This window comes from Parabacteroides sp. AF48-14 (assembly GCF_003477465.1).
Classification (GTDB): Bacteria; Bacteroidota; Bacteroidia; order Bacteroidales; family Tannerellaceae; genus Parabacteroides; species Parabacteroides acidifaciens.
The window spans coordinates 50,338-68,270 of the sequence record NZ_QUDI01000010.1 but is presented as its reverse complement, the minus strand read 5'-3'; the positions used below and the strand labels follow the sequence as shown (position 1 = coordinate 68,270).

The window sequence follows — 17,933 nt, the reverse complement described above, 5'->3', positions numbered from 1 at the left end:
TTATTATTTATTGTAAGACGGTAAAAATGAATACTCCGTGCTGTAACGCAACATCTGATCGGCATAACCTCAGTATAATCCAGTACGACGTCCGTTACTTCACCTGTGTCACTCTTTATCTCTTTCATCACCGGATTCACAAATCCCTTATACGGTGCCAAGTTGAGTTTGGCATACCGTCCAAGCACTTCGGCATGAAGAACCGGATCGACCTTTACGCCATAATCTTCCACAAGTTTCTTCCCCGCTGCAAAATCGCCTTCACTCTTGATACGCTGCACTTCCGCCAACAGGCATCCGAACAACTCGCGCAATTTGGCATAATCATTTACCAGCACATATGTCTTGCCATCACGCTGTTTCAACTTGACAACGTGATCCGCCTTCCCCTTTTCATATACCCATTTGGCGATCAACTGCGGTTGCGCATATGGGCCTCTTCCACATTCTTCCCCTGTTCGATACGTACCAACTGTGTCATAAGGCCGTTCATGATATATTTATAGTATTCAGCTTTATAGGCATCCGCATCCGGGACAAGTCCGAGTTCCACCAACTTGGCATCGCCAGATAATACAAACCGAACAAATCGGCACGCGCCTCTTCCAACGTAGAACTATATGCTTTCAGAGCATCCGGATCAGTACCGGGAAGGAGCTTGCCGGAACCATGCCCTAAGCACTCATGCAAATCGGTATGCAGGTTATCCGTAATGAAACCATATTTTTTCAACATCTCACGCTCCGCATCACTCCAGACAAACTCTTCACTGAAGCCATTCCCCTGCGAAGCCTTGTCGTAGGCTTCCGTTATATTCTCGATCGTCACGGACTTGGAGCCATGGTCGCGCCGGATCCAATCTGCGTTCGGCAGGTTTATGCCGATCGGAGTGGCCGGATAGCAGTCACCGCCCAACATGGAAACAGTGATCACTTTCGCACTGACACCTTTCACTTTTTCTTTTTTGAAACGCTTATCCACCGGTGAATGATCTTCAAACCATTGTGCATTATCGCTGATCACCTTCGTCCGCTTCGTAGCTTCTTTATTTATAAAGTTCACGGTCGATTCCCAACTGGCTTTCATTCCCAACGGGTCACCATATGTTTCGATAAAACCATTTACAAAGTCGACATCCGAAACCGTGTCTTCCACCCACAAAATAGAATAGGCATCAAACGTTTTCAAATCGCCCGTCTGATAATATTCGATCAGTTTTTCGATGATTGCTTTCTGCGCTTCGTTTTCAGCAAAGGCAACCGCTTTTTGCAACTCCGACACGATCTTTTCAATTGCCGGTGAATACAGGCCGCCCACTTTCCAGACCTTTTCGACAAGCTTACCGTTCTCTTTCACCAGGCGGCTGTTCAACCCATATGAAATCGGGGAAACGGTATCTTTTCCGGCTTTCATCTCCGCATAAAAATCTTCCACCTCTTTCTGGGTAACACCTTCGCCATAATAATTATTGGCAGAAGCCTGAATCAGGTCGGCATCACCGCTCTGAACCGAGCGTTTTGGCATCACTTCCGGGTCAAAAATCACCGGACTGATCCCGGCAACAAACTGTCCAACCGTCTGTCCCTCTGCGAGTGGAAGTTCCGACACCTCCACCTGCTCCACGCAACTCCGGAAAAACTCAGGAGTGAAGCCGGGCACAAACTTGTCTTCCGCATAGTGATGATGGATGCCGTTTGCAAACCAAACCCGTTTCAGGTACGTTTCCAAAGCGATAAACTGCTGCTCCTTCCGGTCGCCCTTATATCCTTTATATATAGCTTCCAGTGTTCTACGAATCGGCAAGTTATAACGGCAATTCTGATCGAACAGGATATCCCGCCCCATCAAAGCCGCCTCCGACAAATGATATAATAGTTGTTTTTGTTTTAATGAAAGGGCCTCAAACCCCGGAACCTGATAACGCAGTATTTGCAGATCAGCAAACTGATCCACTACATAATTAAATTTATCCTGAGCAGCTTCCGCCATCTCAGCCTCCTGCCCTGTACAAGCAGTCATAACCATTGTAGTCATAAGCGATTATTTTATTTTTATAAGGCCGTCTTGCAAAGGTACAGATATTTCGGTAGTTCACAAATAATCCATCAGTTTACGCAATTCATCTTGCAATTGTTTTTTATCGGGTAAATAGAGTTGATATCGACTCACAAACATACACTCCAATTTTCTATTTCACATTGTTTGGCATATTTACAATAACCCCCTATTTTTCTATTTCACCTCAAAAAATGAACGATTTTAATTTGACTTTTCGCTACCGAAACAGCACATTTCGTGACAAACGGACCGATGGTCTGCGCAGCCCGTTCAAAAAAGATGACATTTGTCAAACCGGAACAGAGACTTCCCGACATTCCGATAAAGCTTAACTCCCAGAGAATCGAATATTTGCAAGCATGAAGGGGAAGGGACAGGAATATGGCAAGGATTCGGGGGTTATTTTTCGGTAAACAGGCAGCTCTTTTCCATTACGACCGTCCTAATCGCCATTACGACCGTCCTAATCTTCGCGAGGTGCCGAGTGCACTACCTATTAGCACGGTCGCGGTGACGATTAGGACGGTCGTCTTTTGGAAAAATTGCATATTTCACTAAAATAACCGGTCCGAAAGCGCTTTTTCGACCGGAAAACAATCGTCGGGAAGACACTTCTCGAAGCCTCAAATGGAGGTTTTCAGGACGTTTTTTACAATAAGCCCCCTCCTTTTTTACTCCTGTTGCCACTTTTTACATCTTCGAATTACAAAAAAAGGATCACGATCAGACTATGCGACATTATCCGATTTACGCTTTATGAACCGTTCATATTTCTCCCAGTTAAAACCGGAATAACCTTTCCCATCCTTCGGAATACAAAACAAATTGAGCATAAGCTACGGCACTCAACAATAAATACCGTATATTTGTACACATTAGACAAGAATAATATGGACGGGAAAATATATCCTATCGGCATTCAGAGTTTTGAAAAAATCCGTAAAGACGGGTATTTCTATGTTGACAAAACTGCCTTGATTTACCAAATGGTGAAAAGTGGCAGCTATTATTTCTTGAGTCGTCCGCGCCGCTTTGGCAAGAGCTTACTAATTTCGACTCTCGAAGCTTATTTTCAAGGGAAGAAAGAGCTCTTTGAAGGACTCGAGATGGATAGACTGGAACAGGATTGGTTGGAATATCCCATACTACACCTGGACTTAAATCTCGGGAAGTATGACACGCCTGATAGTTTGGATAAGATATTGGAAAAGGCATTGGCGGAATGGGAGCAATCATATGGAGTTGGCATTGCCGAAACAACCCTCGCTCTCCATTTTGCAGGTGTTATTCAGCGTGCTTGTGAACAGACCGGACAGCGTGTCGTCATTTTGGTGGACGAATATGACAAACCGATGCTACAAGCCATCGGCAATCCTGATTTACAGAAAAGTTTCAGTAACACCCTAAAGCCTTTCTACGGAGCATTGAAAACGATGGACAACAGCATCCGGTTCGCTTTTCTGACAGGTGTCACCAAATTTGGAAAGATAAGCATTTTCAGTGACTTGAATAATCTAAGCGATATTTCTATGGATCGTCGTTATCTTGCCTTATGCGGTATCACCGACGAAGAGTTACACCGCGACTTCACCGATAGCATCCATCTGTTAGCCAGAGCACAAGGCATAACGTACGAAGATGCCAGTCGCCGGTTACAAGAGGACTATGATGGTTATCACTTCACATACAACTCCATCGGCATCTACAATCCATTCAGTTTGCTCAACACTTTCGATAAGCTGGAATTCGGTAGCTACTGGTTTGAGACAGGTACACCTACCTATCTTGTAGAATTACTAAAACGCAACCATTATGACTTGGAGAGCATGACACATGCTGAGACCTACGTTGATGTTCTAAATTGTATCTATGGTGATGAGGAACCTCTTCCGGTTATCTTCCAAAGTGGATATCTGACAATAAAAGGGTACGATAAAGAATTCGGACTTTACCGTCTTGGCTTTCCTAACCGGGAAGTAGAAGAGGGTTTTATCAAATTCCTGATGCCCTATTATACCCGTTTCAATAAAATAGAAGCTCCTTTTGAAATACAGAAATAAGCCACTCTGCTATCACTAAAGTCAACAACAGAATGGCTTATTACTACCGGGAAATCGACTACTTGAACAACATCGGCACAAACTCCGACAAGTAAATACGCCAGTTGCGCCAGATGTGGCCGCCGTCTGTTTCGTAGTAAGTATAGGGGTAATGATTATCGTCGAGGAGTTTGCGGTAATCAGTGTTTGCTTTATACAAGAAATCGGTCTTGCCGATAGCGATCCAATAAAGAGCCGGCTTCTTGGCAAACTGCACGCTTAGCTTTTTCTCCATATCCTTATATACAGGTGATTCCACATCTTTGCCAGGCCAAATGGCGGCTGAATACAAACCGACATAATCGAACAAATCCGGATATTGTTTGGAGATATGCAAAGAGTGGTAACCACCCATCGACAAGCCGGCAATGGCGCGGCCGGACTTATTCTTGACTGTACGGTAGTTCGCGTCGATAAACTTCACGACATCCGGAAAAGCCGCTTCGAAAGAGCCTTCCATTGTCTTAGGCAATTTAGTCGTCGGCGGCACCAGTCCCAGGGAAGATTCACCGGGAGCCGCTTCTAAGGCCGCGTTACCATTCGTCATAACGACAATCATCGGTTTTGCTTTTCCCTCGGCAATCAGGTTATCCAGAATCTGAGTCGCGCGCCCTAATGTCACCCAGGCTTCCTCATCTCCGCCCATGCCATGCAGCAGGTAGAAGACCGGATATCGCTTGCCGCTTTTCTCATAACCGGCCGGCGTATAAACAGTCATCCGACGGGTCGTTCCTAACGTCGGGCTGTCATACCACAGGCGGGAAACCGTTCCGTGCGGTACGGCATTCACCTTATATAAATCTGCGCGTCCCCCACCGATGATAAATACATTCATCAGCGATGACACATCACGAATCAGATAAATATTACTGGGGTCCGGCATCTTCAAACCATCCACGATAAAAGAATAGTTATACAGTTCAGGAGCCAGCGGTTCCGGTGTGGTATATTTCCAGACACCCTCCGGACCCTCTTTCAAATCGGCAACGGAAGGATTAGACAGAAAATCGCCAGTCACCTGTACCTTTATCGCTTTAGGTGCACGGAAACGGAATGTAACCGTATTGTTTTCATGGATTTCAGGAGAGACAAGTGTTCCACCTCCCCAAAGCGACTGTTGTGCAAAAGCAATTGTACTCACCAACAGAGCAATAAATAGTGTCAATACTTTTTTCATAATACTACAATTAAAATTAGTCTTCAGAATTATCTCATCAAAACTACACGTTTTTTCCATAGGAAGCAACTAAATGACTGACGACTTTCAGTCGGACAACGCTTTATCATCTCAAAACAACCGGAAACAAGCTGTCCTGATTGGCATCTCGGAGGGTTTTTGAAAATAATTGAAAGATTTTCTTCTTTTTATTTGGTTTACATCATAAACCATTTTATATTTGCAGCGTACAGGTGAGAAACGCGCAGCTCCTTGCACTTTTTTAATCCATATATGGTTTATATTATAAACTTATTTATTCACAAATCAAAAGAGTAAAGAGATGAAACGAATTATAGTAGCAAGCATTTTAGCGCTGATTTTCAGTTGCAGTTCAGTAATGGCACGGACAATCATTGTAAAGGTGAGTCATGTGCGGGGTGATAAAGGGAATGTCATGGTCATGGCCCAACAGGGAAAAGAGAGCAAACCGGTTTACGGAATGGCTAAAGCGGAAAACGGGACAGCCATCGTCAAATTAGAGAATGTAGAATGGGACGAATTCGAACTATCGGTTTTCCACGACGAAAACGATAATTGGAAAATGGATTTTACGGAAGACAAAAAGCCGGCCGAAGGCTACGCAATGAAGAGTTGCAAACCGAAGCAGGACGAAGAGACAGTCAACCTGAAATTGTATTACCCGACCAACGAATAGAGCCATGAAAAGAGTTTTACTCCTGATCCTGCTGGCTATGGCAATCCTTCCGGGGAAAGTCCGCAGCCAGGCAGGCACGGTGACCTACTCCGGCCAAATCCACAATCCCGGAGGAGATGCGATAGACTATGCGACTGTTGTCCTTCTGCAAGGCGACAGGCAAATAGCCGGAGGGACAACCGACGATGCGGGGAACTTCGCATTGAAGGCTGACAGAGGGATTATACATTAATCATACAATGCATCGGATATGAAACGGAACGAAAACAGCTCCGGCTATCCGCCCCTACCCGCGAAACCTTTATCCTGCAACCGGCGGCTTACGCCTGAAAGAAGTAGTCGTACAGGCAAGGGAAATCGAACGCAAGGCCGACCGCTTTATCGTCAACATCTCGCCCACCAGCGGAAAAGACGGAACGGAACTGCTGTCGCAAGCGCCGGGCGTATGGCTATCGGACGACCAGATATCCATCAACGGCGCTTCGGGCACGAAAGTGTTTGTCAACAACCGGGAAATCAAGTTGACCGGCGAAGAACTGCTCTCTTATCTGCGTTCCCTGAAATCGGAAGATATCAGGCAGATCGAGGTGATACCGGTTGCCGGAGCCGAATACGACGCCAGTACACGTGGCGGAGTCATCCGCATCGCACTCCGGCGCAGGCAGGATAACGGCGTGCAAGGAAACATATTAATGGGTACAGCCGTTGCTTCTTCGCTAAACCGCTATATGCCGTCCGCCAGCCTGAATGCACGCATGGGGAAATGGAATATTAACGCCGCCGCTTCCGGAATTTTCACTCCGAAGGATAAGAGCGATATGAATTCCATCCGCTCATATACGACAGACGACACCCGCTTCTCCAGCCTGTCCCGGTTTGAGAACCGATCGAATTACGGAACCGGACGTCTCGGTATTGCCTGGGATGCAGATACCCTGAATAGTTTCGGAGCAGAAATCGAATATATCGGACAGGGCGCAAAGGCGAATTCTTACAGCCAGACGGAGCTGGTAAAAGGGAATTTCCCGGTCAACAGCATGGGTGAATATTTCCAGAGAAACGAATACAACACATTTACGGCCACGGCCAATTACCTGCATAAACTGGACAACCAGGGTTCACTGATCAAACTCATTGTCGACTATGCAGGTAAGAAATCAACGGGTAACAATGATTATTTCGTCCTCAGGCAAGCTATGGGAGGACAAAGCGACACTACATACAGAAGTAATGCCGACGCGACCTACGACATTGTCACATCCGACCTGTCCCTTTCCCGATACCTCAAAAAAGGGATGTCGCTGAAAGCCGGTATAAAATATACGTTTACCGATATGAACGACAACTCGTGCTACGAAAGCTTGTCCGGACACTTGTGGGAACCAAACCCCGCTTATGGATACGTCCTCAACTACCGGGAAAACATCATCGGCGGATATGGTTCTTTTTCAGCAGGGACGGGCCGCTGGTCTTTCGTCGCAGGGCTGAGAGGGGAATACACACGGACGTCGAACCGTAACGACAACATCCGCCGGGACTATTTCGACCTGTTCCCGAACCTGAATGTTTCCTATGCGTTCAACAGTCTGAAAACGTCAATGCTTGTCGGGCAATACTCCCGGAATATCGAGCGGCCGGCGTTCCATTCTCTCAGTCCCAATCACATCCAACTGTCGGACTACAGTTACCAGATAGGAAACCCGTATCTAAAGCCGACTTATATCAACCGTTTCAACTTAACGTGGGTGTACCAGTACCGGTATACGGTGACAGTGGGCGGGAACCTGCATCACAACCTCATCCGCGAATTTTGCAAACAGGATGCAAACGATCCGGACATTTCCTATATCACACCCGAAAACCATAGCACGGAAAATCACTGGTTCATAGCCGTCAATCTTCCGTTCCAACCGGTTCGCTGGTGTAACCTGACTGCCAATTTCATAGGTGTGAAACAAGATATCAGGATGTCGGAGTCGGCCGCTTTAGCCAAACATTACCTGATGTTTGCCAATGCCACCGCGACCTTCTACCTGCCTGCCGGTTACAATATGGAAATTCAATACGGAGGAGCAAGCCGCCTCTATTCCGGAAACAGCGAAGTGGCGCCCCGTCATACGCTCGGCTTCACGCTACGTAAGAAATTCATGAATGAAAGGTTGCTCGTCACGGCTGGTGTCAACAACATCTTCAACCGCTATAACAATTACGTCAACAACCTGGATGCTTACAAAACCGAGTCCCATTACAAAGAGGGCAGTGCCGGACGCATCTTCAAGGTTTCGCTTTCATGGAGTTTCAACAGTGGGAAGAAAGTGGCGAAGAAGACGATAGAGCGCAGTTCGGAAAGTGAATTCAACCGGCTAAAAGAAAAATAGAATAAAAAATATAAAGAGATAACATAAACCACATTATCTTTGAACGGAATGTGGAAGGAATAAAAAGAAAAAAGATAAAATCATGGAAGAAAAAAGATTAACAGAGAAAGAAAGTCTGGAGCTTATCACACAGATGATTCATTCCAGCAAACAGAACATGGAAGTCGGCAACGGAAACCAGTTTCTATATTGGGGATATTGCACGGCCGGGCTGTCCATCGCGTTGTTCGTCCTGATAACCCTGACCCACTCATTTATATGGACCTGGGGCTGGATGTTTTTATTCGGAGTATGGCCGCTTATCGCTTACAAGAAAAGGCAGAAGCCGGCGGCTGTCGTCACCTATACAGACAAAGTAATAAACCAGGTTTGGCGTGTGCTGGGCTGGATGTTTGCTTTTACTTTTATCACATCCGGCGTAATTGAAATCCTCTTGTACCGGCAGGCAGATTTCATCATCATGTTGCCTTTATCCTTGCTTTACTGTGGCCTCGGCGTTTCGATTACGGGCATTATTATTCAGGAGCGTTGGATGATTTATTCGCCGATAGTTGCATTTGTCTTTTGCATTTATATGCTCACAATGCTGATACACGATGAGTCGGTGACCCTCTTATGGTATCTCTATTTCGGATTATCGTTCGTAATTATGATGATTATTCCGGGACATATCCTTAACCATAAAGCCAAACAAGCATGTTCAAAGAATTAGACCCTCTACTCCACTCGCAGTTACGGCTGGCCGTCATGTCCATCCTCCTCTCGGTGGAGGAGGCGGACTTTGTCTATCTGAAAGAAAAAACAGAGGCCACCGCCGGCAACCTGAGTGTACAGATAGACAAACTGAGCGAAGCCGGCTACATCGAAGTTGAAAAGAGCTTCGTCGGAAAGAAACCCCGGACAACTTGCCGGATCACGTCCGTCGGCCGGCAAGCGTTCGAAGATTATGTAAATGCGTTGAAGGGATATATCGATATGTAAAAGGCAAGAGCTATCCCCTATTCGAAGTCAGCCGGATAAGCCAACAGTTGGTACATCAGCACCTTTGCCATCCGGTAATGCCCGTCGGCATTGGGATGCAGGCGGTCCGTGTCTTCTTTGTGGAAGTAGCGGGTATGGGAATCATTTACGGGATAAAGTCCGCTGATGCTGTTCAGGTCGATAACGGGAACGGCCCAGACATTGGCGGCTTCCTTTATCACGTCGACGTACGCATCGACATACAGGCCGATCCGGTTCGGGTAGGATTCGTCCGGCTGGATATTATTGTCACTGAACCTGGCATATCCGCGATGTATCGGTGTCAGCAGGATAATCTGCTTGGTCGGATAGTTCGTTTTCAGATAAGACATGACGCGATTGATACGCCCCCGGAACGTCTGTCCGTCCATTTGCAGCGTCCGCCGTTTACGTACCTCCTGTTTGGGGCCGGACACCTCGACCGGTTCGTCCTTCTCGGTGTACCACTCGCCTAAAGGGACACCGGCATTATAGTCATTCGTTCCGGCAAAAATCAGGATCGCGTCGATGTCGTCTCCCCGCTCCGTCTGCAATTTCTCTGCCTGTCCCAACACACCGTTCCATTGGTGGCCGTTGATGCCGTAAACAAGGGATTCCAGGCCTAAGAGTTCCGAAAGATACTGCCAATAGTTTTTCGCCGTCCCGACATGGATTTTATCGGTTATCGAATCGCCCAGGAAAGCGACTTTCTTTCCTTTCCACTGATTGGAGACAGGTACTTCCTGAACTTGTGGCAGCACATAGGCCGTACACGGATAAACATCTGTCGACAGCAACAGGGCGGATAATAACAAAGCAGAGTAACGTATATGCATATCGGTTCTATTGATTGAGATTAACTGAAAAGACAAAGATATAAAAAAATTTACCGTACCTTTGTCTGATTCTTATTTAATTATATCTATGGAAATTGCAGCATTAGTATCGGGAGGAGTCGACAGCTCCGTAGTAGTCCACCAGTTGAAAGAGGCAGGATATGATCCTACCATTTTCTATATCCGCATCGGAATGGAAGACAAGGACGGATATATAGACTGCCCCGCCGAAGAAGATATCGAGATCACCTCTTATATAGCCAAGAAGTACGGATGCCGGTTTGAGATCGTCTCTTTGCACGATGAATATTGGGATCGCGTGGTGAGCTACACCATCGACTCCGTCAAGCGCGGCCTCACCCCCAACCCGGATATGATGTGCAACAAATACATCAAGTTCGGCTGCTTCGAAGACAAATGGGGAAAGGATTTCGACAAGATAGCGACGGGCCATTATGCCACGACAACCGAGATCGACGGAAAAGTATGGCTCTCCACCGCCAAAGACCCGGTGAAGGACCAGACCGATTTCCTCGGCCAGATCACCCGCCTGCAGATACAAAAACTGATGTTCCCGATAGGCCACCTGATGAAAAGCGAAGTCCGCGCCATCGCCGAACAGCAGAAGTTGCCGAGTGCCAAGCGGAAAGACAGCCAGGGTATCTGTTTCTTAGGTAAAATCAATTACAATGATTTCATCGAACGCTACTTAGGCAGACGTACCGGAAAAATCGTGGAACTGGAGACAGGCAAAGTGCTGGGTAAGCACAACGGCTATTGGTTCCATACCATCGGGCAGCGCAAAGGTTTGGGTCTGAGCGGCGGTCCCTGGTTTGTCATCAAAAAGGACATCAAGCGGAACATCATCTACGTCTCCAACGGTTACGATCCGGAAACGCAGTACGGCAAGACAATCAATATGCATGGCTTCGACTTTATCACCGAAGACCCGTGGGGAGACTTCACGGACGAGAAAGAAATCACGTTCAAGATCCGCCATACGCCGGACTTCACGCCCGGTCGCATACGCCGTATCGGCGACCTGTATCGTATCGAATCGGACAACAAAATACAGGGAATCGCCCCCGGGCAATACGGCGTAGTGTACGACAAAGACCACCATCTTTGTCTCGGTAGCGGCATGATTATCGACGAAGAAAAATAAGCGGATGTCGATTATTACATGGAACACAATTCCGATCTATTTTAGACTATAAGTTAAACCAATAGTTCATCTTGACCATAAACGTGTTTGTTGCCGGAAGGCCGAACATACGGTCCAGGTTATTCCCCCAACCGGAGAGATATTTACTGTCGCGGTTCGACATCCTGTGTTCCCAGACAAAATACAAGGTCGAACCGGGCAGATATTCCCAACGGGCTACCAGATTGGAACGGAACTCGTTAAAGCTGAAATCAGGTTTATTCTTTATAACAGACATTTCTTCATCCGACAACGGACGGAAACGATCTTCATAAGTATGGGAAGTCGTATTCGTCATCGACTTGAAATCCTTGAATTTAGCCGTAGAAGTAAACGGTGAGCCGTAGAACTGTATCGTAATATCAGGCGTTACGTTCACCTGCAGATTCATTGTCAGTCCATACGTCTTCTGGTCCATGTGAGCTGTCACATAAGGCGCTGTGCTGCTTTCGGGTGTAGCCTGTACAAACTGCATATTGTCCGTATTCCAGGCATAATTCAACTGTCCGGACAAATAGATATGGTTTCCCAACCGGAATGTCAGTTCCGGCGTAAATGTGTTAAGGCGGTTATACCCGTCCAGATTATAGTTCCCTTCATATTGCAGCGTCAGCCTCACCCGTTTTGCCTTATCCGTATTAAACTTGACAGAGGTAAGGAAATAAGGGTTGAACCGCACGTCCGGTCCTCCCCGAAGCAGGCGGCTGTCCAGATTGTTCCAGCAGAAGGTTTCCGACACGATCAACTCATACCGGCTCATCGTCATCGTCTGCCATTTCAAAGCCAAATGGTTATAAAAAGGCGTCCCGCCGTAATTCCATTGATTCCGTTGCGTCAGGGTAAAAGCATTATAGCGGAACATCTTCCAGATATCCGTCTGCCGGTAAGCGATCTCCGTTTCATTAGACAGGTTATCGGTTTGTTTCAGATAACCGATATCATTGAGGTCGAAGCCCGGAGACGACCAACTAAACGTCTCGGCAAAAGCCCATTTGGCATTTCCTTTCCGTCCTAATTTCAGATAACCGCCTGTGCCGCTCAGTGAACGCCGTTCCGGGTCGACACCCAGATAATCGGCGGAAGACGAACGCTGGTAATAGTGCACGGCGTTTTGCTGCAATACACGAATCGCCTCCTTGCTCCCATTCAGGGAACTCACCATTGCTTTGGCTTCAACATAATATAAGCGGTTCTTGAAATACTGCGTAAAATCGATCCCTGCCGTAAAGGCATTACGGACCATGAAGTCTTTCAGATGCGGCTCGTCCAATGCACGGTTTACCGATGTGATCATTCCTCCCAACAGCGTATTTCCTTCCCAGTTTTTCTGCACGCGGGCAACGGTGTAATTGGTCAAAGGCTCGACCACGACTTTATCTTCCATCCCGTTAAGCGTCACCTTCGATGAAGATTGCGCTGTCAGGCTCTGTACGACTCCGATCGTTACGCCTTTGCGGTTCGTCCCCGTCAGCTTCAAAGCGCCGATAATGGGGATATTCTCTTTCCGACTGGCAAAGCTATTGACGTTATCGATGCCGGGAGGCGTATAGGAAGGGGCGGCACCGATACGGCGCGTGTAAAACATCATGTCGCTGCCGTTGGCAAAGTCCAGGATATGTTTTCCTTCGAGGAAGAAAGGACGCTTCTCGTCGTAAAACGTTTCGTAGGCCGTCAGGTTCATCACCGAAGGGTCAAGTTCCACCTGTCCGTAATCGGGGTTTATCGTCATATCCAGCGTAAAGTCGGACAACGCAAATTTGGCATCCAGACCGATATTACCGCCCCAGCTATGCCCCTCCTGGTAAGGGCTGCCGGGAATCTTCGGCTCGCTCCGGTATTTACCCATCACATAGGGCAGGAACTCTATTCCGCGCGGTTTCGGCAGATCGGTCATGCCGTGCATTTCCCCGAAAGAGAACACATGCCCGTTATTCTTCAAGGGGATCATACTCCAGTTCTGCACTTCGTTATTCCGCCTGATAATGCGGCGAACATGAAGCCCCCAGATACCGTCGGCCGACGCTTGGTTATAGCGAAGCTGGCTGAAGGGAATGCGCAATTCGGCCGTCCAACTCGAATCCGGCAGGTTTACATGCGTCCTACCTTCCCAAACAGCGTTCCAGCTCCGGTTCACATTCAACTTATCCGTCACAATCAGGTCGGTCTTATTCCCGCCCAGGTTAATATTGAACTCCGGGGCAGCCCTGTAGTCATGGTATGTATCGAAAGCCACACTGATCAGGTCTCCCATACTGTTGTCGTCGCGGTTCCCGATGAAACGGTTCATCTTTCCGGGAACAGCATCTTTACAATACACGCCTACGTATATATATTTATCGTCATAAAAGAGCTTTACCCGCGTAGGAGAAGGTGATATTTCACGCTCATAAGGAATAATCTGCACAAAACGGTCGGACCATTCCCCCTGCTCCATCCAGAAGGGTTCATCCAGTTTTCCGTCTATCACAGGTTTGACACCTGTAACTTTCGTCACATTGTAAATACGTTTGTAAGCATCTTTGAAAGGAACAACAGAATCCTGTTGTCCATAGCCGAATGTACAGACTGACAAGAGGAGGAGATTCAAGAGATAACGTTTTTTCTTCATGGTCTAAAGAATTAAGCGAGAAGGGCATCGCCCTTTTTCATGCTCACAAAGTTAGCAATTATACGGAAATAAAAAAGGCCGCACATCCTAAGATCGCAGCCTTTTTTTATAATATTGAAACTAATTAAATAGCATACAAAGAGCTGATAGACTCACCGCTGCATACGCGACGGATCGCTTCGGCAAACATATCGGCTATTGAAAGGACTTTTACCTTTTCGCACTTCTTTGCATAAGGAATAGAATCGGTAAAGATCATTTCAGTCAAAGCTGATTCGTCTACACGTGTGGAAGCCGGGTCAGACATAACAGCGTGGCTGGCGATAGCGCGTACGGATTTAGCTCCGTTTTCCATCATCAGGTTCGCTGCTTTCGTAATCGTACCGGCAGTGTCCACCATGTCATCAATCAAAAGAACGTCCAATCCTTCCACTTCACCGATGATACGCATTTCTGCAACTTCGTTGGCGCGCAAACGGGATTTGTGGCAGATAACCATCGGCAAACCAAGATACTTGGAGTAGCTGCTGGCACGTTTCGTACCGCCGACATCCGGTGTAGCGATACACAGGTTATCCATCGGCAAAGATGTCTTAATATAATCCAGGAATACTGAAGATGCATACAGGTGATCCACCGGGACATTGAAGAATCCCTGAATCTGGTCAGCATGCAAGTCCATTGTGATCAAACGGTTGATACCGGCCGTACTCAACATATCGGCAATCAGCTTCGCACCGATAGATACACGCGGTTTGTCCTTTCTGTCCTGACGGGCCCAACCGAAATAAGGAATTACTGCGATGATAGAATGTGCAGAAGCACGTTTAGCCGCATCAATCATCAGGAGAAGCTCCATCAGATTATCCGAGTTAGGGAACGTTGATTGTACCAGGAAAACATCGCGGCCACGAATAGACTCTTCGTAAGAAACGGAGAACTCTCCATCGGCAAAATGTTGAATGTTCATCTGCCCCAGTGGACAACCAAGACTTTTGCAAATTTTCTCTGCAAGATACCGGGAGTTGGTTCCCGAAAACACCAAGAAAGGAGTTTGTGCACTCATTATTCCGAATATTTATCTTAAGTAAATAGATTTGAATTGTGGGTGCAAAGGTACAAAACAATTGACAATGAACAATGGACAATTGACAATTATCAAAAAAGTAATTATCAATTGTCAATTATCCATTATCAATTCAATATGTAAATTTCAGTAAACGACCTGAATAGGCCGGCAAGACCACCTGGTAAGGCCAGGCTGCCGTCAGCGTACTGACAGTGCTTTCTCCCGTCATCAAATCGGTCAGGACTGCCGCCTTGTTGTCTTCGAAATCAAGAGCCTTAAAAGCCCCGTTCGGAATCTGGACGCGCACCGTCTGCTCCGCCTTGTCGAAATTAACGACTACCAACAGGACTTCATTCTTATACTTACGCATAAAAACAAACTGGCGATGCGGGTTAAAATACGGATTGCTCAGGTTTGCATACATCAGGTCGTAGAAAACGCCTTCCGTTATGGCCGGCTCCGATTTGGCAATATTTAAAATCTTGGCATACGCTTCACGCAATTGGCGTTGCTCGGCAGTCAGCTTTCCTCCGTCGAAAGCGCCTTCATTGATCCAGTTACGCAGGCTGGCGACACTCCAGTAATCAAAGATTGTCGTCCGTCCGTCACGCCCGCTGAACCCTTCGTCATCCATACCCGGCTCTCCCAATTCCTGCCCGCTATAGATCATCACAGGTTGGTATTCATCATGGCCGACACGATCATTCCCGGGATACCCGGACGCGGATCGCCGGCGAAGAAATAAGAGGCGACACGCTGTTCGTCATGGTTTTCGAGGAAATTCAGCATATTCTGCTGGATTCCTTCAAGCGACTTCCAGCAAGTGGAAATATTACTTGCCGGAGCCTGGTTACACATGACGGCCCGTACCGTATCATAAAGCCCGACCTTGTCATAGAGGTAATCGAAATGCCCGTTCTGGATATAATTACGGTATTCTGCCGGATTGTAGACTTCAGCGATAAAGCAGACGTCATGCGCTTGCTTCACCTTCGGGATCACCCAGTTCCAGAACTCCACCGGGACCATTTCCGCCATATCGCAACGGAAACCGTCCACACCTTTTCCTGCCCAGAACAACAGGATATCGAGCATCTTCACCCAGGTGTTGGGTACCGGATCAAAATGCGGAGTACGGCCGTTCAGGTAATCTATGCCATAATTCAACTTGACCGTCTCATACCAGTCATTCCGTCCCGGACAAGCATCAAAACGGTCGTTGCCTGTCACCTTGGCGGGAAATTCACTGTATTCGAAATCTTCCTGCTGTGCTCCGAACGGCAACGAGAGAGTCTGCCCCGGTACATAGTAAAAGTTATTGTTCGGATCGAACGCTTTCGAGGTATTGTCTTTCTGTCCCAGATCTTCCACATACGCCATCTTAGCATCCGAATGATATTGGCGGGCTACGTGGTTGGGTACAAAGTCGAGTATCACCTTCAGGCCGGCATCATGCGTCCTCTTGACCAATGCCTCAAATTCCCCCATCCGGTCAGGCACCTGGCCTGCCAGGTCGGGATCGACATCGTAATAGTCTTTGATTGCATAAGGCGAACCGGCATTTCCTTTAACGACAGCCGAATGGTCTCTCTGTATCTGATAAGCCGTATAATCGGTTTTCGTCGCATGTTCGATAACTCCGGTGTACCACACATGGGTAGTGCCCAATTCTTTTATTTTAGATAAAGCAAGAGGCGTAAAGTCTGAAAATTTTCCAACTCCGTTTTCGGCTTTACTGCCGTTCTTCACCAAGGATGATTTCAGATTTCCAAACCAACGTGGAAAGACCTGATATATGACTATCTTATTCGTCTGTTTCATTGCGCTATTTGTCTACTTAGTTTAATTTGGTAAACACAGGAACGTTCCGGAACGACTACGGCATTAAGGCATTGTTTCGTCTCGCCATAATTGCGTTTACCAAGGTTTCATACTTATTTTCTTTTATCACGATCTCGAAAGCCCGGACAGCCGCCGCATATCCGATATTGGCGATCTGTTCCACATTCTCGAGGTCAAACGTTTTATACATGCCGAATTCTTCGGCTTCAATCAATACATCACACATTTCACGGTCTTCCAGTGTATTGGCCCGGAACATATAATGATAAGAACGCTCGGCAATGTGATAGAGCGTCTGCTTATATTTTTGCGGTATCAGCGGACTGACGTTCACGCCGATGATACGCTCACATTCCTCACGTATGATGGAAACCGGGAAATTATGGAAAAGACCTCCGTCTACATAATGCACTCCGTTTATCACAACCGGGCTGAAGATAATCGGAATACTACAAGAAGCCGTCACCGCCTCGACGATGGGACCGCTACGGAACTCATGGCTCTCCCCGTTATCGAGATCGGTAGCCATGACAACCAAAGGGGTTTTCAGTTCTTCAAACGTTTTAGCCCTCAAATGACGCCGGAGGAAATGGCGGAACCGTTTGCTGTCGAACAGTCCCGATTTCGGGATCTGCAACTGGGCGAATTCCGAAAACTCGCGGCCGGTAAACAGTTCTTTTATCTCGTCGGCCGTATAGCCGTCGGCGAATAAAGCCCCCATCAACGAACCGACACTTGTCCCGACAATGATATCCGGCTCCAGACCGCACTCCTCCAGCAATTTAAAAACTCCGATGTGGGCAAAACCTTTCGCTCCTCCGCCACTCAGAGCCAAGCCAAGTTTATAGGTCTTATGGTTCGTTTCTTCCGTCATTTGCGTTTTAATTCTTATTCTGTGACAAATATGCTGTTTTTTTTAGAATGAAACATTATTATTTCCGAAAAAGTTTCTCCGCTTCTTTATTT

12 protein-coding genes and 3 pseudogenes are annotated in these 17,933 nt (G+C 47.1%); 7 read left to right on the top strand and 8 right to left on the bottom strand.

Translation table 11 applies throughout. The features are described 5' to 3' along the window. Positions 1-3 precede the first annotated feature (3 nt). Positions 4-2,034, bottom strand: a pseudogene (locus DW083_RS06675) (dihydrofolate reductase). Positions 2,035-2,948: 914 nt separating this feature from the next. Here DW083_RS06675 and DW083_RS06670 point away from each other — a divergent pair. Continuing rightward, positions 2,949-4,115: pseudogene (locus DW083_RS06670) on the top strand (AAA family ATPase); the annotation flags it as partial. Between the two features lie 61 nt (positions 4,116-4,176). On the opposite strand, the gene DW083_RS06665 reads toward DW083_RS06670, so the two are convergent. Then, entirely contained in the window at positions 4,177-5,334 is a 1,158-nt protein-coding gene (locus DW083_RS06665; protein ID WP_122331865.1) for an esterase, read from the bottom strand. Between the two features lie 322 nt (positions 5,335-5,656). Between DW083_RS06665 and DW083_RS06660 the strand changes: the two genes are divergently transcribed. Beyond that, the gene (locus DW083_RS06660; RefSeq protein WP_122331864.1) at positions 5,657-6,031 is read left to right on the top strand and encodes a DUF2141 domain-containing protein; all 375 of its coding nucleotides are present in this window, start codon (positions 5,657-5,659) and stop codon (positions 6,029-6,031) included. 4 nt (positions 6,032-6,035) lie between these two features. Continuing rightward, positions 6,036-6,263 (top strand): carboxypeptidase regulatory-like domain-containing protein, encoded by a 228-nt coding sequence (locus DW083_RS06655; RefSeq protein WP_122331863.1) that lies wholly within the window; start codon positions 6,036-6,038, stop codon positions 6,261-6,263. A 69-nt stretch (positions 6,264-6,332) separates the two neighbouring features. On the opposite strand, the gene DW083_RS22610 is transcribed toward DW083_RS06655, so the two are convergent. After that, complete coding sequence (locus DW083_RS22610) at positions 6,333-6,539, bottom strand: hypothetical protein (RefSeq protein ID WP_233551843.1); 207 nt, start codon at positions 6,537-6,539, stop codon at positions 6,333-6,335. 13 nt (positions 6,540-6,552) lie between these two features. Between DW083_RS22610 and DW083_RS06650 the strand changes: the two genes are divergently transcribed. The 3 genes from DW083_RS06650 (at position 6,553) to DW083_RS06640 (ending at position 9,390) form a co-directional block, all read left to right on the top strand. After that, the gene (locus tag DW083_RS06650; protein WP_233551831.1) at positions 6,553-8,409 is read left to right on the top strand and encodes an outer membrane beta-barrel family protein; all 1,857 of its coding nucleotides are present in this window, start codon (positions 6,553-6,555) and stop codon (positions 8,407-8,409) included. An 82-nt stretch (positions 8,410-8,491) separates the two neighbouring features. Continuing rightward, positions 8,492-9,121 (top strand): hypothetical protein, encoded by a 630-nt coding sequence (locus DW083_RS06645; RefSeq protein ID WP_115501196.1) that lies wholly within the window; start codon positions 8,492-8,494, stop codon positions 9,119-9,121. After that, on the top strand, positions 9,106-9,390 hold the full coding sequence (locus DW083_RS06640; protein WP_122331862.1) for a transcriptional regulator: 285 nt from the start codon (positions 9,106-9,108) through the stop codon (positions 9,388-9,390). Before DW083_RS06645 ends, DW083_RS06640 begins: the two co-directional genes overlap by 16 nt. Positions 9,391-9,407: 17 nt before the next feature. Here the strand turns inward: DW083_RS06640 and DW083_RS06635 are convergent, their stop codons facing one another. After that, positions 9,408-10,244, bottom strand: coding sequence for an SGNH/GDSL hydrolase family protein (locus DW083_RS06635; protein WP_122331861.1), 837 nt, complete (start codon positions 10,242-10,244; stop codon positions 9,408-9,410). Between the two features lie 88 nt (positions 10,245-10,332). Between DW083_RS06635 and mnmA the strand changes: the two genes are divergently transcribed. Further along, entirely contained in the window at positions 10,333-11,409 is a 1,077-nt protein-coding gene (gene mnmA, locus DW083_RS06630) for a tRNA 2-thiouridine(34) synthase MnmA (RefSeq protein ID WP_122331890.1), read from the top strand. A 46-nt stretch (positions 11,410-11,455) separates the two neighbouring features. On the opposite strand, the gene DW083_RS06625 is transcribed toward mnmA, so the two are convergent. The 4 genes and pseudogenes from DW083_RS06625 to DW083_RS06610 form a co-directional block, all read right to left on the bottom strand. Next, entirely contained in the window at positions 11,456-14,056 is a 2,601-nt protein-coding gene (locus DW083_RS06625; protein WP_233551829.1) for a DUF5916 domain-containing protein, read from the bottom strand. Positions 14,057-14,180: 124 nt separating this feature from the next. Then, entirely contained in the window at positions 14,181-15,122 is a 942-nt protein-coding gene (locus tag DW083_RS06620; protein WP_115501193.1) for a ribose-phosphate pyrophosphokinase, read from the bottom strand. Positions 15,123-15,255: 133 nt separating this feature from the next. Next, positions 15,256-16,946, bottom strand: a pseudogene (locus DW083_RS06615) (alpha-amylase family glycosyl hydrolase). Positions 16,947-17,001: 55 nt separating this feature from the next. Then, positions 17,002-17,841 carry a patatin-like phospholipase family protein gene (locus DW083_RS06610; protein ID WP_122331860.1) on the bottom strand — a complete coding sequence of 280 codons (840 nt, stop codon included), beginning with the start codon at positions 17,839-17,841 and terminating at the stop codon, positions 17,002-17,004. Positions 17,842-17,933 lie beyond the last annotated feature (92 nt).